The 17,483-nt window shown below is 72.0% G+C and carries 18 protein-coding genes; 6 read left to right on the forward strand and 12 right to left on the reverse strand.

The window, feature by feature from the left end; translation table 11 throughout:
- The first annotated feature begins 14 nt into the window (after nt 1-14).
- From ACLF3M_RS23470 to ACLF3M_RS23480, 3 genes are all read left to right on the forward strand, one after another.
- A complete protein-coding gene (locus ACLF3M_RS23470; protein ID WP_430659409.1) occupies nt 15-365 on the forward strand; it encodes a RidA family protein in 351 nt (116 codons plus the stop codon).
- Between the two features lie 371 nt (nt 366-736).
- On the forward strand, nt 737-1,528 hold the full coding sequence (locus ACLF3M_RS23475; protein WP_430659410.1) for a CHAP domain-containing protein: 792 nt from the start codon (nt 737-739) through the stop codon (nt 1,526-1,528).
- A gap of 61 nt (nt 1,529-1,589) precedes the next feature.
- Nucleotides 1,590-2,087, forward strand: a complete 498-nt coding sequence (locus ACLF3M_RS23480) for a cupin domain-containing protein (RefSeq protein ID WP_430659411.1) — start codon at nt 1,590-1,592, stop codon at nt 2,085-2,087.
- On the opposite strand, the gene ACLF3M_RS23485 is transcribed toward ACLF3M_RS23480, so the two are convergent.
- Nucleotides 2,072-3,253 carry a glycosyltransferase gene (locus tag ACLF3M_RS23485; protein ID WP_430659412.1) on the reverse strand — a complete coding sequence of 394 codons (1,182 nt, stop codon included), beginning with the start codon at nt 3,251-3,253 and terminating at the stop codon, nt 2,072-2,074. The two genes, ACLF3M_RS23480 and ACLF3M_RS23485, sit on opposite strands and share 16 nt — an antisense overlap.
- Before the next feature lie 62 nt (nt 3,254-3,315).
- Here ACLF3M_RS23485 and ACLF3M_RS23490 point away from each other — a divergent pair, with 62 nt between their 5' ends.
- Entirely contained in the window at nt 3,316-4,680 is a 1,365-nt protein-coding gene (locus tag ACLF3M_RS23490; protein WP_430659413.1) for a cytochrome P450, read from the forward strand.
- Between the two features lie 228 nt (nt 4,681-4,908).
- On the opposite strand, the gene ACLF3M_RS23495 is transcribed toward ACLF3M_RS23490, so the two are convergent.
- Nucleotides 4,909-5,976 (reverse strand): alcohol dehydrogenase, encoded by a 1,068-nt coding sequence (locus tag ACLF3M_RS23495; protein WP_430659414.1) that lies wholly within the window; start codon nt 5,974-5,976, stop codon nt 4,909-4,911.
- 290 nt (nt 5,977-6,266) lie between these two features.
- Here ACLF3M_RS23495 and ACLF3M_RS23500 point away from each other — a divergent pair, with 290 nt between their 5' ends.
- On the forward strand, nt 6,267-6,437 hold the full coding sequence (locus ACLF3M_RS23500; protein WP_430659415.1) for a hypothetical protein: 171 nt from the start codon (nt 6,267-6,269) through the stop codon (nt 6,435-6,437).
- Nucleotides 6,438-6,464: 27 nt separating this feature from the next.
- On the opposite strand, the gene ACLF3M_RS23505 is transcribed toward ACLF3M_RS23500, so the two are convergent.
- The 6 genes from ACLF3M_RS23505 to ACLF3M_RS23530 form a co-directional block, all read right to left on the reverse strand.
- Nucleotides 6,465-7,436: a Bug family tripartite tricarboxylate transporter substrate binding protein gene (locus tag ACLF3M_RS23505; protein WP_430659416.1), complete on the reverse strand. Its 972-nt coding sequence runs from the start codon at nt 7,434-7,436 to the stop codon at nt 6,465-6,467.
- Nucleotides 7,437-7,656: 220 nt separating this feature from the next.
- On the reverse strand, nt 7,657-8,820 hold the full coding sequence (locus tag ACLF3M_RS23510; protein ID WP_430659417.1) for a toxic anion resistance protein: 1,164 nt from the start codon (nt 8,818-8,820) through the stop codon (nt 7,657-7,659).
- A 118-nt stretch (nt 8,821-8,938) separates the two neighbouring features.
- A complete protein-coding gene (locus tag ACLF3M_RS23515) occupies nt 8,939-9,736 on the reverse strand; it encodes a hypothetical protein (RefSeq protein ID WP_430659418.1) in 798 nt (265 codons plus the stop codon).
- A complete protein-coding gene (locus ACLF3M_RS23520) occupies nt 9,736-9,864 on the reverse strand; it encodes a hypothetical protein (RefSeq protein WP_430659419.1) in 129 nt (42 codons plus the stop codon). The genes ACLF3M_RS23515 and ACLF3M_RS23520 overlap by 1 nt, the downstream gene beginning before the upstream one ends.
- Before the next feature lie 74 nt (nt 9,865-9,938).
- A complete protein-coding gene (locus ACLF3M_RS23525; protein ID WP_430659420.1) occupies nt 9,939-10,670 on the reverse strand; it encodes an SGNH/GDSL hydrolase family protein in 732 nt (243 codons plus the stop codon).
- A gap of 10 nt (nt 10,671-10,680) precedes the next feature.
- Nucleotides 10,681-11,877, reverse strand: coding sequence for an OpgC family protein (locus ACLF3M_RS23530; RefSeq protein WP_430659421.1), 1,197 nt, complete (start codon nt 11,875-11,877; stop codon nt 10,681-10,683).
- Nucleotides 11,878-11,887: 10 nt separating this feature from the next.
- Between ACLF3M_RS23530 and ACLF3M_RS23535 the strand changes: the two genes are divergently transcribed.
- Entirely contained in the window at nt 11,888-12,637 is a 750-nt protein-coding gene (locus tag ACLF3M_RS23535) for an SGNH/GDSL hydrolase family protein (RefSeq protein ID WP_430659422.1), read from the forward strand.
- 111 nt (nt 12,638-12,748) lie between these two features.
- On the opposite strand, the gene ACLF3M_RS23540 is transcribed toward ACLF3M_RS23535, so the two are convergent.
- From ACLF3M_RS23540 to ACLF3M_RS23555, 4 genes are all read right to left on the reverse strand, one after another.
- Nucleotides 12,749-13,630 (reverse strand): ABC transporter permease, encoded by an 882-nt coding sequence (locus ACLF3M_RS23540; protein WP_430659423.1) that lies wholly within the window; start codon nt 13,628-13,630, stop codon nt 12,749-12,751.
- Nucleotides 13,627-14,574 carry an ABC transporter permease gene (locus ACLF3M_RS23545; protein WP_430659424.1) on the reverse strand — a complete coding sequence of 316 codons (948 nt, stop codon included), beginning with the start codon at nt 14,572-14,574 and terminating at the stop codon, nt 13,627-13,629. The genes ACLF3M_RS23540 and ACLF3M_RS23545 overlap by 4 nt, the downstream gene beginning before the upstream one ends.
- 169 nt (nt 14,575-14,743) lie before the next feature.
- Entirely contained in the window at nt 14,744-16,252 is a 1,509-nt protein-coding gene (locus tag ACLF3M_RS23550) for an ABC transporter substrate-binding protein (protein ID WP_430659425.1), read from the reverse strand.
- Complete coding sequence (locus tag ACLF3M_RS23555; RefSeq protein WP_430659426.1) at nt 16,249-17,304, reverse strand: ABC transporter ATP-binding protein; 1,056 nt, start codon at nt 17,302-17,304, stop codon at nt 16,249-16,251. The genes ACLF3M_RS23550 and ACLF3M_RS23555 overlap by 4 nt, the downstream gene beginning before the upstream one ends.
- Nucleotides 17,305-17,483 lie beyond the last annotated feature (179 nt).

Raw genomic sequence — 17,483 nt, forward strand, 5'->3', positions numbered from 1 at the left:
AGGGAGAGCCGCGCATGTCGAAGATCACCCGCCAGGGCAGCAACCAGATCCTGTCGAGCTCGGTCGAGTACCACAACTTCGTCTACCTCGCCGGGATGACCGCCGACGACCTGTCGAAGGACGTCGCCGGCCAGACCGCCGAGGTCATCGCCAAGATCGACGCCATGCTGGAGGCCAACGGCACGGACAAGACGCGCCTGCTGCAGGCGCAGATCTGGCTGAAGGACATCCGCGACCGCGATGCCATGAACAAGGTGTGGGTGGCGTGGCTCGGCGAAGCGGGCCGGCCGGCGCGCGCCTGCGTGCAGGCCAACATGGCGGATCCGCGACACCTCGTGGAGATCATGGTCACGGCCTGCCGGTAGACACGGCAAGCCGCGTACCAGCTTCATCGCGGCATCCCGGCGTTCCGGCCGGGATGCCGCGTTCGTGATCTCGGGTTTTCGCACGATCGCGTGATCCCTGTCCGAGTCTAGGGCCCCTCGCAACACAGTGTTTCGTGCGTTTCGTTTGTTGCATTACGGCCGCAACACTGTGTCCGTCGTGTTTTGCGTGTTTCACGCTAGGAAGATGTCCCGCCCGGGGGCGGTTATCCACAGGCCCTGCCGACAAATCACGCCGCATTTCCGGATGTAACGTGCTTTGCGGGTTGGCAGCCCCGGCGACCCACGGTTACCCCCGCCCTATCACGACCGCGTCAAGCGGTTTCGGGGGCAGATCAAGGGGGTTTCAAAGCATGCGGGCAGGAAGCGCGCTCGTCGTCTTCTCCGTGCTGTTCGGTTCCATCGCCGTTGTCTCGACGGCCGATGCCAATACGACCAATCGCCAGACGCAGAAGCAGGGCCGCACTGCCCAGCAGCAGGTCCAGCCGGCGCAGCAGCGCCAGGCCGCAGGCGCAACGCGTCAGGCGCCGACGCCGCGCATGGCGATCGCCCCGCAGGAGCAGGCTCAATCCGCGCTTCTGACGCCGGCGGTCGCGCGCGGGCAGTTCACCTCCGGCACGCCTCTCCTGCCGGTCTCGATGACCGGCGGCCTGTCCTGCGTGCCCTATGTCCGCATGGCCACGGGGATGAACGTCTCCGGCGACGCGCGGGCCTGGTGGTACAACGCCGCCGGCGTCTATGCCCGCGGCCAGCAGCCCGAGCGCGGCGCGGTCCTCGCCTTCATGGGATCGGGCGGCATGAGCCGCGGCCATGTCGCGGTGGTCAGCCGCGTGATCAACGCCCGCACCGTGCTGATCGACCACGCGAACTGGGGCGGCCCGGGTCTGCGCCGCGGCCAGGTGATCCGGGGCGCGACCGTCGTGGACGTCTCCGACCGCAACGACTGGACCCAGGTCCGCGTGCAGGTCGGCTATGACAACGACACCTTCGGCCGGACCTATCCGACCCACGGCTTCATCTACAACCGGCCCGAGGGCAACCGGGTCTTCACGGCCTCGGTGCAGGGGATGCAGGAAGTCGCCATGGCCGGCGCCTCGCACGGCGCGCTGCACATGCTGCGCGTGGGCGAGACGCTCGGGGATTGAAGGCGCGCGGGCGGAACGCCGGCGCGACCTGATACGCTGGGCTGTCGGCCGGAGGCAGCCCATGCACGACAAGCGGCCCGACGGGGCGGAGCGCCTGGTGCTTCCGCCCTCGGGCGAGATCCCGAACAACCCTGACCTGCCGGTGCTGCTGCATCGCGGCGCCGTCGAGCCCGGGCCGGAGGCGGCCGAGGCGCTTTTCGCGCGACATGGCTGGCCGCCGGCCTGGCGGAACGGGATCTACGATTTCCATCACTATCATCCGAACGCGCATGAGGCGCTCGCCATCGCGGCCGGGCGCGTCCGGGTTCGGCTCGGCGGCGAGGGCGGGGTGACGCTGGATCTCGCAGCAGGCGACGTCGTCGTGCTGCCGGCGGGGACCGGGCACCGCAGGCTCTACCGATCGCCGGACCTGCTGGTGGTGGGCGCCTACCCACCAGGCAGCCGGCCGGAGCAGTTCACCGGCCGCGCCGGGGAGTTGCCGCGGGCGCTGCACGCCATCCCGCGCGTGCCCGACCCGCCCTGCGACCCCGTGACCGGCGCGGCCTACCCTCGCGCCTGATCCTCCGCGAGGATCGCCGTCGCGTCCGGCGCCTCGATGGCGTAGCGGCGCCCGCGCCAGCGCACTTCTTTCCCGAGCGCCGAGGCCAGGAAGATGCCGAGCTGGGCCAGATGCGCCACCGGCATCAGCAGCCGGTCGCCCGGCAGGGCGCTGATCACCGCGGCGGCGTCGGCCGGCGGCAGGACGCGCCGCGCGATCTCGGCCCGCATCGAGGCCCGCCCTTGCTGCAGCGCGATCCCGGCCGCGAGCGCGGCGATCGCGACGAGGTCGCCGCGCAGCGCCGCCACGCCTAGCCAAGCCACAGCGATGACGGGCAGCACGAGCCCGACGCCAAGGCAGGCCCAGGCGAGCGGCGCGTAGATCCGCGTCAGCAGCAGCTGGCGTCGCGCGAAGGCGAAGAGGCTCCGCCATGTATGCCGCACCGGGCTCGGCACCAGCACGCGGCGCGGCGTCCAGGGCGGCATCCCCGCGCGATGCGCAGCCCGCGTCAGCGACAGGCAATCCGACATCGCGCCCTGCCAGACCGTCTCGATCGGCAGCGCGGCCAGCGCCTTCGCCGTGATCGCGGTGGAGCCGCCCCAGAGCAGGTTGAGGAAGCGCGGCCTCGCGAAGGTCGCGGGCGCCCGGTCCGCGATGGCGGCCAGGCGCGAGGGCAGGTCCTCCGGCAGCATCCAGCGATAGCCGCCGGCGATCTCGGCCTTGCCGGCGCGCAGCGGCCGGGTCAGCTCCGTCAGCCAGCTCGGCGGCGGGCGGGTGTCCACGTCGAGGGTGACGACGACCGTCTCCTCCGCGCGCCGCGTGGCGAGCGCCACCAACAGGTTCTGCACCTTCTGGGACCGCCCCTGCCCCGGCCCGGCCATGAGGACGGAGAAGCGCGCGGGATCGGCCGCGCTCGCCACGGGGAAGGCGAGGTCGCGCCCGTCCTCGAAGGCCAGCACGCAGCGCCAGGGGCCGGGATAGTCCTGCACCTGCAGCGCCACGAGGCAGGCGCGCGCATCGCCGACCTCCGCCTCGTCCAGCGCCCGGATGGGCAGCAGCACCAGCACCGGTGGGAAGGGCCCCGCATCCGGGCCGGCATCGCCGCGCAGGCCGCGGAGATAGGTCCAGGTCGCGAAGCTCGCGAGGCCCGAGACCAGCAGCCAGCATGCGGCCCAGAACCAGACCATCCGCGCCCCCGACGACGCTCCTCAACTAGAGCGGCGGGCTGAACGGGTCCATAACCCCCGGCATGCCAGACGGCGCCACCATGGACGCCCCCTTCGTCCCGCCGATGCCGGTGCCGCGCGAGAGCCTGCCCGGGCCGCTCGGCATGCTGCGCATCATGCGGCGCAACCTGCTCGAGCTCTTTCTCGCGCGGACCTATTCCTCCAACGCGATCGCGCAGAGGATGCTGGGCCACCGCATCATCGTGGTGAACCACCCGGAACTCGTGCGCGAGATCTTCGTGCTGAAGCACGAGACCTACCAGCGCAAGTCGCGCTTCATGGAACAGGCGCTGCGCCCCGTGGTCGGCGACAGCCTCTTCATCAACCACGGGACCGTCTGGGCGGAACGGCGGGAGCCGATCGCGGCGGCGCTGCATCCTTCCGGCGTCGGCGCCTTCCACCCGCTGTTCGCCCAGGCCGCCGAGGAGCTCGCGCGCGAGTGGGAGAGGGCGGAGGCGGTCCGCGACATCGCGTTCGACCTTTCCGCGGCGACGGCGCGCGTCGTGATGCTCGCGACCTTCGGGCCGGATGCGCCGGCCGGCGCGGCCGCGGCGCTGGCGAGAGATTTCGCGGCCTACCAGGACGCGGTGGAGAGCCTCGACTACCTCGCGATGCTCGGGCTGCCGGAATGGGTGCCCTCGGTGCAGCGCCGGACGGCTCTGGCCGCGGCGCGGCGGATGCGGGCGCTCGCGGCCGGGCTGATGGAGGCGGGGCGCCCCGGCCCGCTGCTCTCGGCGATGCGCAAGGCAGCGCGGCCCGACGGCCAGCCGCTGATGCGCCGCGAGGCGCTGCTGAACGAGGTCTGCATGCTGCTGCTGGCGGGCAGCGAGACCTCGGCCAACGCGCTGGGCTGGGCGCTCTATCTCGCCTTCGCGCATCCGCCGACGCTGAAGCGGCTGCGGGCGGAGGTGGAGGCGGTGCTGGGCGCCCGCACCTCGCCTGCGGCCGAGGACCTGCCGGCCCTGCCCTTCACTCGCGCCGTCGTGCAGGAGGCGCTGCGGCTCTATCCGCCCGTCGCCGTGCTGTCGCGCCAGGCGACCGCGCCCGACCTGATCCGGCGCTGGGCGGTGAAGCCGGGCATGACGGTCGCCGCCATCCCCTGGCTGCTGCACCGCCACGAGGCGCTGTGGGAGGCGCCGCACGAATTCCGGCCGGAGCGCTTCATGCCGGACGCGCCGAAGCCGCCGCGCTTCGGCTACATCCCCTTCGGCATCGGCCCTCGGGTCTGCGCGGGTGCCGCCTTCGGCCAGGCGGAGATGACGGTCTTCCTGGCAACGCTGGTCCGGCGGGTCGGGATGCGGGTCGCGCCGGGGCACGTGGTGATGCCGCGGCTGCGGCTGACGCTGCGCGCGGCGGGGGGGATGCGGATGGTGGTGAGGGGGGCGTAGGGAGAGCCTCCCTGCGCGTGCGGCTCCCTCCCCCGCTCAAGCGGCCTCGTCCCCCCGCAGCAGCGCCTCCCTCCCCCGCAAGCGGGGGAGGGATGAGGTGGGGGTGCGGGAGATGAGGGCGCGCTGAACGAAGCACCCCCTCCCTGACCCTCCCCCGCCAGCGGGGAGGGAATCGAGGGGCGGTGGAAGGGGGCGCGAAGCGGGAAGGGCCTCTGGTCGGTAAGCCCCCTACACCCCCTCCGCCGTCAGCACGATGCGCCCCGTCACCTTGCCCGCAATCAGGCGCTGCAGCGCAGAATCCGCGTTCCTCAGCGGCTCCCGCGTGACCGGGATCGCCGGCAGCCTGCCGCCCTGCGCCAGCTTCACCAGGGCCCGCAATTCCTTGGGGTTGCCGACATAGCTGCCCTGGACCGTCAGCGCCCGCATCGCCATCACGGGCAGCGGCACCGCGAACTCGCCGCCGAAGAGGCCGACCTGCACCAGCCGGCCGCCCTTGTTCAGCGCGTCGAAGGCCACGCGCGCGGTCTGGCTGCCGTTCACCAGGTCGATGATCGCATCCACCGGGCCGCCGCAGGCCTCGATGATGCGGGCGGTCACGCCCTCGCCGCCGCCGTCCACGACCTTGGCCGCGCCAGCGTCCAGCGCCGCCTCGCGCTTCTCCGCGCTGACATCCACCGAGACGATGTTGCGGTGCCCCATCGCCTTCAGCACCGCGATGGACTGCAGGCCGAGCCCGCCGGCGCCGATCAGCACGATCGGCGCATCGGGGTCCATCGGCATCACCTTGTTGATCGCCGAGAAGACCGTGATGCCGGAGCAAGCATAGGTCGCGGCCAGCGCGGGATCGAGGTCGCCGGGGTCGACGAGGTGCCGGGGCTCCGGCACCAGGATGTGGGTGGCGTAGCCGCCGTTCTGGAAGACGCCGAGCGCCTTGCCCTGGACGCACATGTTGTCCTCCTCGGCCCGGCAGCGCGCGCAGACGCCGCAGCCGACCCAGGGGAAGACGATGCGGGTCTGGCCGACCGCGAGGCCCTTGCCCTCGGCCTCGGGGCCCCATTTCACGACGCGGCCGACGACCTCATGGCCCATGGCGAGCGGCAGCTTCACCCCGCGGTCGGTCAGCCGCATCTTGCCGCGGCTGCCGAGGTCCCATTCGCCCTCCCAGATATGGATGTCGGAATGGCAGACGCCGGCATGGGTGACCTCGAGCAGGACCTGCTTCCCGGTGGGCTCGGGGGTGGGGAGCTCGATCTCCTGCAGGGGCTGCTTGGCGGCGACGACGGCCCAGGCGCGCATGGCGCTTCCTCCTGACTTGCGGCTGGCATGAGAGGCGCGCGGGGCGAGGCGGTCAACTCGCGGGGTCGTGTCGGAAGGGGCCGGATTTCGGTCCGACAAGAACGGGGCCAACCGCCGCCGATAAATTGATCACTTCTCGGTGATGCAGAATGGCAACACTCACGATGATTGCTTGACCGAGTCGGTGCAACCCGCAATTGCAGCCTAGGCCATGGGCCACGCGTGCCACTACTCCTATGCGCGCGGGACGGCGGCCGGGCTCATCCGGTGCGGTCCTGGGGGGATCCATCGTGTTCTCGCTGTTTCTCGCCGTGATGCTGACCTGCCTGGGCGTCTGGATGCAGGTGCTCTGCGACACCGTGCTGCAGGCCGTCGGCACGCGGCGTTCATCAGATTGGAGCGCGGCGGGGCTGATCGCCCTCTCGCCGTTCTTCCCCATTGCGGCCGCCGCGCTGAGCTGAGCGGCGGCGGACCGGGCGCCCGGCCGGTCAGTCCGGCCGGATGTTGTTCTCCCGCACCACGCGGCCCCAGGTCGCGATCTGCGCCGAGAGGAAGCGCGCGAAGCCGGCCTCGCCCTGCGGGTCGAGGTCGATGCCGAGCCCGACGACGCGGGGCTTCACGTCGGGCTTCTCCAGGATGGCGCGGATCTCGGTCTCCATTCGCTGCTTGATCGCAGGCGGCAGGTTCGCGGGCCCGAGGAAGCCCCAGAAGGCCAGCGCATCCACCCCCGGCACCCCGGCCTCCGCCAGCGTCGGCACCTCGGGCGCGGTGGGCGAGCGCCGCGCCCCGGTCTGCGCCAGGATGACCAGGTTGCCCGCGTCGATCTGGCCGCCGATCGCCGGCCGCGTCGCGATGGCGAGGTCCACCTCGCCGGCCGCCGCCGCGATGGCCAGCGGCCCGCCGCCGCGATAGGGGACGTGGACCAGTTCGATCCCGGCGGCCTTGCCGACGAGGGCCATGGTCAGGTGGGCCAGCGAGCCGTTGCCGATGGTGCCGAAGGTGATGGTATCGGGGCGCGCCTTGGCGGCGGCCGCCATGGCCCGGAAATCGGCCCAGGGCCGCGACTTCGCGCGGCAGAGCATCATCGGAGCGGTGCCGAACATCAGCAGCGGCGTCAGGTCGCGCTCCGTGTCGAAGCCGATGTTGGGGATCAGGGCGGGGTTCACGGCATGGGTGTCGAAGACCAGCACCCAGGTGTTGCCGTCCTGCGCGCTGCGCGCGACCTGGGCGGTGCCGATGGCGCCCGAGGCGCCGGCGCGGTTCTCCACCACGATGGGCACGCCGAGCGCCTGCTGGAGATGCGGCTGGAGCAGCCGCGCGAGGGTGTCGGTCGAACCGCCCGGAGGGAAGGGCGCGACGATGCGGATCGGGCCGTTCGGCCACGCGGGTTGAGCGAGGGACGGCGCAGCGAAGGTTGCGACGGCGGACGCAAGCAGCGCGCGACGTTTGACGTGCGGCATGGACGGGACCTCCCTGTTGTTGCGGGGAGGTTTGGCGCCGCGGGAGATGGGGCGCAAGCGACGCGTTTTTCCACCCCGCTCGCGCGGGAGGGTGAGGGTGGCGGTTCTTCGTCCAGCGTGTCCTTGATTCTCCGCACCCCCACCCCCTCCCTCCCCCGCTTGCGGGGGAGGGAGCCGCGAGGCGAGGAAGGGAGGCCCTGTTGCTGCGCTAGCCGGACAGCTACGCCCCCCTCTGCGCCCCCTGCCCCGGGCTGCCCTTTGCCTGCATCAGTACGCGGCGGATGTCGCCTTCCAGCTTCTCCAGCTCCTCCGCCGCGCGGGCGCGCTGGCCGCGGGCCTCGTCGGCGATGCGCAGGCTGTCCTCGATCGTCGCGACCAGCGCGGCATTGGCCTTCTGCACGGCGTCGAGGTCGAAGACCCCGCGCTCGAGCTCCGTTCGCGCCTCCAGGTTACCGCGCCGCAGCGTCTCGGCATTCGCGGTGAGCAGGCGGTTCGTCAGATCCGTCGCCTCCTTCACCGTGCGGCCGGCCTCGCGCATGCGGTGGATCGCCAGCGCCTGTGCCAGCTGCTGGCGCCACAGGGGCACGGTGTTGGCCAGCACAGAATGGATCTTCGACGACAGCGCCTTGTCGTTCTCCTGGATCAGGCGGATCGAGGGCAGCGCCTGCATCGCGACCTGGCGCGTCAGGCGCAGATCGTGCACGCGCCGGTCCAGCTCGTCCCGCGCACCGCGCAGGTCGCGCAGCCGTTGCGGCGCGAGGTCGTCGCGCGCCTCGGCCACGGCCTTCTCCAGCGCCGGGATCGTCTCGGTGTCCGTGCGCCGCAGCACGGCGTCGCCGGCGGCGATGTGCGTGCCGAGCGCGTGGAACCATTCGAGGGTCGCCTGGTACAGCCGCTCCAGCCGCTCGACGTCCTCCAGCAGCCTCGTGCGGTGCGTGTCGAGCCGGTCGCCGATATTCTCGATCTGGCCCTTCACGGTCTCGTAGCGCTGGATGATGCCGGTGACCTCGGCGCCGGCCTTGGTGAAGACGCGCTGGAAGAAGTTCGGCCGCTCATCCAGCTTGGTGACGTCGAAGCCGCGCAGCGTCGTCAGCAGGCCCGAGAGCGTCCGCCCGGCCTCGCCCGTCTCCTGGTTGCGCGCGCTGCCGAGCATGGCGTCGGCAGCGGATTGCGCGCGGGTCTGCGCTTCCTGCCCGAAGCGGAGGATGGAGCCGGGATCGGAGAGGTCGATCTGCTGCGCCAGGCTATCGATCGCGGCCTCGTGCTCCGGCGTGAGTTCGGCGCGTGGCGCGTCGACGGGCAGCGATGCCGTGACATCGGGCCGTGCTTCCGGCTGCGGCGTGGCTGCGGGATCGCCGAAGGTGATCTTGATCTGGTCGCTCATGCTTCCTGCCTCATGCGCCGGCGCGGCCTCCGGCCGCTTGGCTCGCCGCACTGGCGGCGGGCCGCGTTCGCGGCCTCGGCTGGCCTCGCCAGCCGCATGCCCTGCCTTTGAACGTGCATCACGCGTAACCTTCCTGGCGCAGCCGGTCGGACAGCACCTTCACCTGGATGTCGAGCGCGGCGGATTCCTCCGCGCGCAGCTTCTCGCGCAGTTCGTCCGCCGCGCCGGTCAGGTCATCCAGCAGCCTGGGCAGGCCGGGCGGCGGCTCGGCGCCGGCCTCCAGCCTCTCGCGGATGCGGTCGAGACCGTCGAGATGCACGGCGAGGAAGCGCCGCGCCTCGCCCAGGCGTTCCGGCTTGGCGGCGAGATCGTCGAGAACGCCCGCCATTGCGCCGGAGACGCCGACGAGCTGCGGCTGCGCGGCGATGCGCGCGAGGCGCGTGCGCGCTTCCTCGAGCGGGCCGGGCGGCGCGGGCGGCGCCGGCGGCTCCACTTCCTGCACGGCGCCGTCATACATCAGCCGCGTGCCGAACCAGGCGCCGGCGCCGAGCAGCGTCGCGATGACAGGCCCGGTCTCCGCGCCGAGACCCGCGACCAGCCCCGTCGCTGCCGACACGATCAGCGCGGCGAGCCGCGTGTCGCCCTTGCGCCCGCGCCGCAGCACCGCGACGGCGGCGAGCGTCAGCCCCATGCCGAGCAGCGCCGCGACGAGCGCGCGTGCATCCGCCGTCGCCGCTTCCCAGATCGCGTCGAAGAAGAGCGGCCAGGTGAAGAGCGGCAGCAGCAGCCCGCGCGTGCCCGCACGGAAGCGGGAGAAGCCGGCCTCGGCCGTCTTGCGGATCTGCTGCAGCGGTTGGGGCGGCGCGGCGTCCCGCCAGGGCGGCGGCGGGGGCGCCTGCCAGGGTCGGCGTTCCATCAGCGGATCAGCGCGAGGAAGCTGGCGAGCCAGAGCGTGAGCGTCAGCAGCGTGACGCCCGCGACGCGGCGCGCCGCGATCGGGATCTGGGGCAGCAGCGGGCGCTGCGGCACGGGACGAGGGTCCATGGCGTGGCGTCAGATCGGCCCGCGGCATGGCGCGATCAAGGCCGCGCGACGTCCCCGGCGCGGCAGGCAGGCCGCTATCGCGCCGCCGTGATACCGCGCGCGACGATGCGCGCCAGCGTGACGCCCAGGCAGTCGTTCACCCGCGCCATCGTCGCGGCGCGATCGGCGCGCGGCGCGCGTTCCACGTCCGGGCCGCCGCCCTCGGCCCAGCCCTGCATCAGGTCGTAGCGCCGCAGCAGCGGCACGCCGGTCGCCGACGCCGCCATCCGCAGCTTCTCCCGGTATGGATCGATGTTGGCATTCGCCCGCAGGAAGCGGCTGAACTGCTGGTCCATGAGCACGACATCGGCGCCGGCGCGGTGGATGCGCTCGATCCCCTGCACCACCGCCTCGCTCATGTCCTCCACGTCGAGGCCGCGCGCCGCCTCCACCGTGCCGACCTGCCAGATCACGAGCTGCGCGCCGAGCGCGCCGTCGCGCAGCAGCGCCAGGTGCTCCGTCGCCGTCACGCCGCGTCCGCCGCGCACCGAGACCTCGATTCGGCGGCCGGGATAGCGTTCCTGGAGAGCGGCCTGCATCCGGGCGGGCCAGGCGGCCTCCGCCTCGCTGCCATTCCCGACGGCCGAGGCCGAGCCGATCGCGAGGATGGAAAGGCCGCCGGCGGCCAGCGCGCGCGCGGCGTTCGGCAGCGGGCGGGCCTCGGCCAGGATCTCGGGCGGCACCTCGCAGGCCGGCGCGGCGGCGGCCGCGACGGGCAGGACGAGGCAGGCGGCCAGCGCCGCCGCAAGCAGGCGGGATCGCGCCATGATCGTCACGCTACCGAACCTCTGCTGCCCGGGGCAAGCCGGGCGTGCCGCGTTCCTGCCGGTCGTACCAGGCGGCGACCGCCGCGATGCCGGCCAGCAGCAGGAAGGCCAGGATGTTGACCGCGGCGAGCGACAGCGGCCCGTCCTCGGCCTCCAGCGCCAGGCGCCCGAGGAAGGAGACCAGGATGCCGCCGCAGAAGACCGGCAGGCTGTGCTGGCCCATTTGCAGGAAGGGCCGCAGCAGCGGGCCGCGCAGCGGTGGCCAGTCCCGCGGGAGGTAGTGGCCGACGAGGTAGGCGAGCGCCAGGATCGTGGCGAGCCGCGCGGGATGAAGCGAGGTCTTGTCCACCTGCACCAGCAGCGCCGCGAGCAGGCCCGACAGCTCCTCGCCCCAGTCCGGCCGGAACTGCCAGGAGAGCTGCCACGCCACGCCGGCGGCGACCACCAGCACGGCCAGTCCGGTCAGCCAGGCCTTGCGCGGCGGCAGGCCGGGCCCGGGCTGGCCCCGCACGGCCTGGCCGATCAGGAAGCCGCAGAAGAACAGCAATTGCCAGGCCAGCGGGTTGAACTGCCAGCCCTCTCCGCTCAGCAGCAGGAAGTTAACATCCGCCCAGCGCGCGAAGAGCCACACCGCGACCGAGACCCCGAGCAGCGCCCAGCCATACCGCCGGATCGCCAGCGCCGGGATCAGCAGCGCGAGCAGCACGATGTAGAGCGGCAGGATATCGAGGAAATGCGGCTGGAAGCGCAGCATCAGCGCCTGGGTCAGCGTGCTGTAGGGATCCTCGCCCAGCGGATCGAGCGCGAGCTCGTCGATGTAGAAGGCGCGGTCCAGCGCCCGGGCCGAGGCGCCGACCTGCGCGGTGAACAGCACCAGCAGGAAGATGTGAGCGACATAGAGCACCCCGATCCGGCGCAGCACGGCCGCGGCGGCGAAGGGCATGCCCTTGCGGTCGGCGGGGCCGGCGAAGGCGAAGGCGGCCGCGTAGCCCGCGAGCAGCACGAAGGCCTCCGCCGCGTCGGCAAGCGCGAAGTGCCGGAGCGTCAGGACGGTCAGCCCGTTCCCCGGCATGTGGTTGATCATGATCATCCAGAGCGCGAGCCCCCGGCAGACATCCGCGCGCAGGTCGCGGCCCCGCGGCGCGGCGCCGGGCGCCGGGGGGGTCGTCTCGATGGTCCCTTGGCGCGCCGCCTGGTTATCGGGCATGATGGGGAAGATGATGCCTGACCGCCTCCGGCGCATCCCCCTGGCCGCCGCCCTGGCCGCCATCGGGATGCTGGCGGTGCTGTCCGCCTCGCCGGCCGGCGCCTCCCCCTGTCCCGCTGCCGCGCCCGATGGGCCGGTGGTGGAGGCGCGGCTGCCCGCGGGGCGGCCGATCACCATCGTGGCGTTGGGCTCTTCCTCGACCGAGGGCGCGGGCGCGTCGGGCCCGGAGGCCGCCTATCCCGCACGGCTCGAGTCGCTGCTGCGCTCGGCACTGCCGGGGCAGACGGTGCGGGTGGTGAATGCCGGGCGGTCAGGCCAGACCTCGGACGAGATGCTGGCGCGGATCGAGAGCCAGGTGGTGCCGCGTCGCCCCGCGCTGGTGATCTGGCAGGCCGGCGGGAACGAGGCGCTGAAGGGCCGCTCGGCCGAGGCCTTCGAGGCCGTGATGCGCGAGGGGCTGCGGCGCCTGCAGATGGCGGGCATCCCCGTCGTGCTGATGGACAACCAGCGCAGCCCGCGCCTGGTCGCGGCCGGGGCCGAGCGCTTCGACGCCGTGATGGCGGAGCTGGCGCGGCCGCATGGCATCGGCCTGTTCCGCCGCGGCGCGTGGCAGGCCCGCGCGCCGGAACCCGGCGCCCTGGTCGGGCCGGACGGGCTGCACATGAACGACGCGGGCTATGCCTGCCTCGCCCAGGCCCTGGCCGAGGCGATCCTGCCCGCGGTGGACCAGGCGCCGACGGCCTACGCCGCGAGACGCTGAACCCGCCCCCCTGGACCCGTATCAGCGCGATGCGGGTCCGGCCTTCCTTGGCCCTGCGATTCAAGCCCTGGCGTACCGACCTTCGGTGAGCACACTCAGGCCGATCGCGGGCTATTTCCGGTCCGCGCGGGGATCGAGCGCGTCGCGCAGCCCGTCGCCCATCAGGTTGAAGCCGAGCACGACGATGAAGATCGCCGCGCCAGGCGCCACCGCAAGCCAGGGCGCGGGGTCGAGAAACCGTTGCGCGCTGTTCAGCATGGAACCCCAGCTCGGCGCCGGCGGCTGCATGCCGAGACCGAGGAAGGAGAGCGACGCCTCTGCGATAATCGCCTCCGCGATCGCGAGCGTCCCCTGCACCAGCAGCGGCGGCACGATGTTCGGCAGGACATGCACGATCGCCGTCCGCCAGGGCGGGTTGCCGAGCGCGCGCGCGGCCTCCACCCAGTCCGTGGACTTCGCATCCAGCGCCATGCCGCGGGCGAGGCGCACAAAGACCGGGCTCGCGGTGATGGCGATGGCGAGCATCGCGTTCTCCAGCGCCGGGCCGAGGAAGGCGGCGAGCGCGATCGCCAGGATCAGGAACGGGACGGACAGCATGGCGTCGGCGATGCGCGACAGGACCGCATCGATCCAGCCTCCCGCAAGCCCCGCGATGAGCCCGATCGGCAGTCCGATCAGGATGGCGCCGAAGACCGAGACAACGCCCGCCATCAGCGACGCCCGCGCCCCCCAGACCACGCGCGAGAAGACGTCGCGCCCGTTCTCGTCCGTGCCGAACCAGTAGAGCTCCGACGGCGGCTTGCGGATGCGCGACCAGCTCGTCGCGATGGGGTCGTAGGGCGCGATCCAGGGGGCGAAGACCGCGATCAGGACGAAGGCCACGACGACCACCAGGCCGAAGACCGCGAGCTTGTGGCGCAGGAAGCGGCGCAGCGCGCGCCGCGCCGGGCTTTCGCCGCGCTCCAGCCTGGCGGGGATCGCAGTTGCGCTCATGCCGCACGAAGCCTCGGGTTGATCGCCATGTAGAGCAGGTCGGCGACCAGGCTGAGCGCCACGAAGATCAGCGCGGTGGTCAGAACGACGCCCTGCACGACGGGATAGTCTCGGTTGAAGACGGCATCAACGACGAGCTTGCCGAAGCCGGGGATGGTGAAGATCTGCTCGGTCAGGACGGCACCGGCGAGAAGCCGGCCGAGCTCGATGGTGCCTAGGGTGACGACGGGGATCAGCGCGTTGCGCAGCGCATGCTTCCAGACCACGACCTTCTCGGTGAGACCCTTCGCGCGGGCGGTGCGGACATAGTCCTGGCTGAGCGCTGTCAGCATCGCCGCGCGGGTGTGGCGCATCAGCACAGCCGCGATCGAGTTCCCGAGCACGAAGGCCGGCATGATCGTCGTCGCTAGCGACTGCACGGGATCCTCCCACAGCGGCACGTAGCCGGACGGCGGCAGCCAGCCCAGCTGCACGCTGAACAGCAGGATCATCATGATGCCGAGCCAGAAGTTCGGCGTGGAAATGCCGAACAGCGCGATGGCATTGGCAATCCAGTCGGTCGGCCGGTCGCGATGCGTGGCCGAGAGGATGCCGAGCGGCACGCCGATCGCGACCGCGATGATGAAGGCCATGACGGCGAGCTGCGCGGTCACCGGCAGCTTCTGCAGGATCAGCTCGCTGACCGGCATGCGGATGCGCCAGGACCAGCCGAAATCGCCGGTGAGCACGTTGCCGAGCCAGTAGAGGTACTGGCTCCAGATCGGCTGGTCGAGATGAAGCTCGGCGCGGATCTGCGCGATGACGGCGGGATCGCCACGCTCCTCGCCGGCCAGGATCAGCGCGGGATCGCCGGGCATGAGCTGCTGCAGGCCGAAGATCATGAAGGAGAGGATCACCAGCGTCGGCAGGATCTGGCCGAGGCGGCGGAGGAGGAAGGAGGTCATGGGGCGCTGCCTTCCGCAGCCGCAGCGCCTCCCTCCCCCGAAAGTGGGGGAGGGATGGGGTGGGGGTGCGGAGAATGAAGGGCGCGCTGGACGAAGCACCCCCACCCTGACCCTCCCCCGCTTGCGGGGGAGGGAAAAGGGAGAGCGGGGGAGGTCAGCGCGACGGAAGTCACTGCAGCCTCATATCCTGCAGCCGGATCATCCCGTCGGCGATCGGCCGGTACCCCTGCAGACGGGTCGTGTGGATCATCACGTTCTTCGGGTTCCACATGAAGAGCCGCATGTGGTCCCGGTTGAACGCGATGTCGAAGACCTGGCGGAACAGCTCGCGCCGCTTGGCGGGATCGAGCTCGGTCCGCGTCGCGTCGAGCAGCCGGTCCACCTCGGGGTTCGCGTACTTGCCGTCGTTCTGCCCGCCTGTGGAATGGAGGAAGGCATAGATGTTGCCGTCGGGATCGGGGCGGCCCGACCAGCCCACGAGATAGGTGTCGAACTCGCCCCGCGCCGCGGCCTGCAGGGACGAGGCGAACTCCATCGCGCGGACGCTGACATCGAAGCCGGCCTCGCGCGCCATGGACTGCACGACCTCGCCGACCTGGCGGAGGTCGGGGTTGTTCGGAACGGTCAGCTCGATCGGCAGGCTGCCGGTCACCCCGGCCTCGCGAAGCAGGGCGCGGGCGCGGTTCACGTCGCGCTGCGGCGGGTCGAAGCCCGGCAGGAAGTAGGAGGAGGCCGGCGGCAGCGGCTGGCGCGTCGGGGCGTGGATGCCTTCATAGACCACCTGGTTGATGGCGCGGATGTCGAGCGAGAGCTCGAAGGCCTCGCGCACGCGGGGGTCGCGACCGAAGGGCGTGTTGGCGCGCGCACCGTTGCCGGTGTTGTAGGCGATGGACTGCCAGCCCAGGCTGTCGATGGCGGCGCCGCGGAGGTTGCGGTTGCGCTGGATGGCGCGGAGGTCGTCGGGCTCCATCCGCTCGCCGAATTCGATGGCGCCGGACTGAAGGTTGGCTAGGCGCACATTGTTGTCGGGGATCGCGAGGTAGGTGACGCGGTTGAAGTGGATGCGCGACGCGTCCCAGTATTCCGGGAAGCGCTCGAGCACGATGCGCTCCTGCGCGACGCGCTCGACGAAGCGCATCGGGCCCGCGCAGACCGGGCGGTTGCCGAAGTTGCGGCCCGCGGCTTCGGCGGCCTTGGGGCTCATGATCATGCCGACGCGGTCGGTGAGCGCCGCGAGGAAGGCGGCGTTCGGGCGCGGCAGGCGGATGCGGATGGTCTGGGGGTCCGCGACCTCGATCGCGTTGATCGTGCCCATCTCGCTGCGGCGGAAGCTGCCCTGCAGGTTGAGGTGCCGGTCGAGCGAGTAGCGCACGGCCTCGGCGTCCATCACCTCGCCGTCATGGAAGCGCACGCCCTGGCGCAGCGTGATGATCAGCGTCTGCGGGTCTTCCCAGCGATAGGCGGTGGCGAGCTGCGGTACGGCCTCCAGCCGCTCGTTGATGTCGAACAGCTTGTCGCAGACGCCCATATAGACGATGCGGCCGACATAGGTGCGCGACAGCGTGGGATCGAGGATGTCGGGATCCTCGCGCAGCCCGATGCGGAGGTTCTGGGCGTCGGCCGGCGCGGCCAGCGCGGTCAGGCCGAGCAGCGCGGCGGCAAGGCTCCTGCGGATCATGATGTCACTCCCGTCGGTATCGTGTGGCGGTCGTTGAAGAAGGCCTGCAGGCGGCGCAGCCGATCCCCGCCGGCGTCGTGCTCGGCAGGCGGCGTCGCGGGCGGCAGGCGGTCCTGGAGAAAACAGGCGGCGGCGTGCATGCCGCCTTCCAGCGGTGGAATCGATTGCGCACAGGCGGCCTCGGCGAAGGGGCAGCGCGTGCGGAAGCGGCAGCCCGAGGGCGGGTCGATCGGGCTGGGCACGTCGCCTTCCAGCGGCGCTGCCTTGCCGCCCTGCCCCGGCACGGCCGCGAGCAAGGCCCTGGTGTAGGGATGGCGTGGCGCCCGAAAAACCTGCGCGGTCGGCCCGTCCTCCACGATACGGCCGAGATACATCACCGCGACGCGGTCCGCGATGTGGCGTACCACGCCGAGATCGTGGCTGATCAGCACGAAGGTCAGGCGGAATTCGCGGATCAGGTCCTGCAGCAGGTTGATCACCTGCGCCTGCACGCTGACGTCGAGCGCGCTGACGGGCTCGTCGCCGACGATCAGCCGCGGCCGCGATGCCAGCGCGCGCGCGATCGCGATGCGCTGGCGCTGGCCGCCGGAGAATTCATGCGGCCAGCGCCGCGCGAGTTCCGGGCGCAGCCCGACGCGGGAGAGCAGCTCCGCCACGCGGTCGCGTTCCTGCGCGCGAGGCACGATGCCGTGCAGCCGCAGCGGCTCCGCCACCGCCTCCTCGACCGTCATGCGGGGATCGAGGCTCGCGAAGGGGTCCTGGAAGATCAGCTGCATGTCGCGCCGGCGGCGGCGCAATGCGGAGGCGGAGAGCGTGCGGAGATCCTCGCCCATGAAGCGGACCGCGCCGCGATCGGCCTCGATCAGGCGCAGCATCAGGCGGCCGAGGGTGGACTTGCCGCAGCCGGATTCACCGACGATGGCGAGAACCTGGCCTTCGTTCACCGACAGCGACACGCCGTCCACCGCGCGCACGGCGCCGCGCGACCGGCCGAGCGCGTCGCGCACGGGAAAGGCGCGGGCGACGTCAGCGAGCTGCAGGATGGCGGTCATGGGGTGGCCAATCGCGAGAGCGGAAGTCGAGCCTGCCCTCTCCCCCCGACGGGGGGAGAGGGATGGGTGAGGGGGGCAAGGCCAGCGGCAGAGGCGCGCTTCGCCTTCCGCGGGGCCCCCCCCCCCCCCCCACCCCCCCCAGCGGGGGGGGGGGGGGGGGGGGGGGGGGGGCGGCCGCC

The organism is Falsiroseomonas sp. HW251 (assembly GCF_050563545.1).
In the GTDB taxonomy this organism is placed as follows: domain Bacteria; phylum Pseudomonadota; class Alphaproteobacteria; order Acetobacterales; family Acetobacteraceae; genus Falsiroseomonas.

Coding starts and splice junctions, on each gene's coding strand:
- ACLF3M_RS23470 (WP_430659409.1), top strand. CDS start 15: ATGTCGAAGATCACCCGCCAGGGCAGCAACCAGATCCTGTCGAGCTCG.
- ACLF3M_RS23475 (WP_430659410.1), top strand. CDS start 737: ATGCGGGCAGGAAGCGCGCTCGTCGTCTTCTCCGTGCTGTTCGGTTCC.
- ACLF3M_RS23480 (WP_430659411.1), top strand. CDS start 1,590: ATGCACGACAAGCGGCCCGACGGGGCGGAGCGCCTGGTGCTTCCGCCC.
- ACLF3M_RS23485 (WP_430659412.1), bottom strand. CDS start 3,253: ATGGTCTGGTTCTGGGCCGCATGCTGGCTGCTGGTCTCGGGCCTCGCG.
- ACLF3M_RS23490 (WP_430659413.1), top strand. CDS start 3,316: ATGCCAGACGGCGCCACCATGGACGCCCCCTTCGTCCCGCCGATGCCG.
- ACLF3M_RS23495 (WP_430659414.1), bottom strand. CDS start 5,976: ATGCGCGCCTGGGCCGTCGTCGCCGCCAAGCAGCCCCTGCAGGAGATC.
- ACLF3M_RS23505 (WP_430659416.1), bottom strand. CDS start 7,436: ATGCCGCACGTCAAACGTCGCGCGCTGCTTGCGTCCGCCGTCGCAACC.
- ACLF3M_RS23510 (WP_430659417.1), bottom strand. CDS start 8,820: ATGAGCGACCAGATCAAGATCACCTTCGGCGATCCCGCAGCCACGCCG.
- ACLF3M_RS23515 (WP_430659418.1), bottom strand. CDS start 9,736: ATGGAACGCCGACCCTGGCAGGCGCCCCCGCCGCCGCCCTGGCGGGAC.
- ACLF3M_RS23520 (WP_430659419.1), bottom strand. CDS start 9,864: ATGGACCCTCGTCCCGTGCCGCAGCGCCCGCTGCTGCCCCAGATCCCG.
- ACLF3M_RS23525 (WP_430659420.1), bottom strand. CDS start 10,670: ATGGCGCGATCCCGCCTGCTTGCGGCGGCGCTGGCCGCCTGCCTCGTC.
- ACLF3M_RS23530 (WP_430659421.1), bottom strand. CDS start 11,877: ATGCCCGATAACCAGGCGGCGCGCCAAGGGACCATCGAGACGACCCCC.
- ACLF3M_RS23535 (WP_430659422.1), top strand. CDS start 11,888: ATGATGCCTGACCGCCTCCGGCGCATCCCCCTGGCCGCCGCCCTGGCC.
- ACLF3M_RS23540 (WP_430659423.1), bottom strand. CDS start 13,630: ATGAGCGCAACTGCGATCCCCGCCAGGCTGGAGCGCGGCGAAAGCCCG.
- ACLF3M_RS23545 (WP_430659424.1), bottom strand. CDS start 14,574: ATGACCTCCTTCCTCCTCCGCCGCCTCGGCCAGATCCTGCCGACGCTG.
- ACLF3M_RS23550 (WP_430659425.1), bottom strand. CDS start 16,252: ATGATCCGCAGGAGCCTTGCCGCCGCGCTGCTCGGCCTGACCGCGCTG.
- ACLF3M_RS23555 (WP_430659426.1), bottom strand. CDS start 17,304: ATGACCGCCATCCTGCAGCTCGCTGACGTCGCCCGCGCCTTTCCCGTG.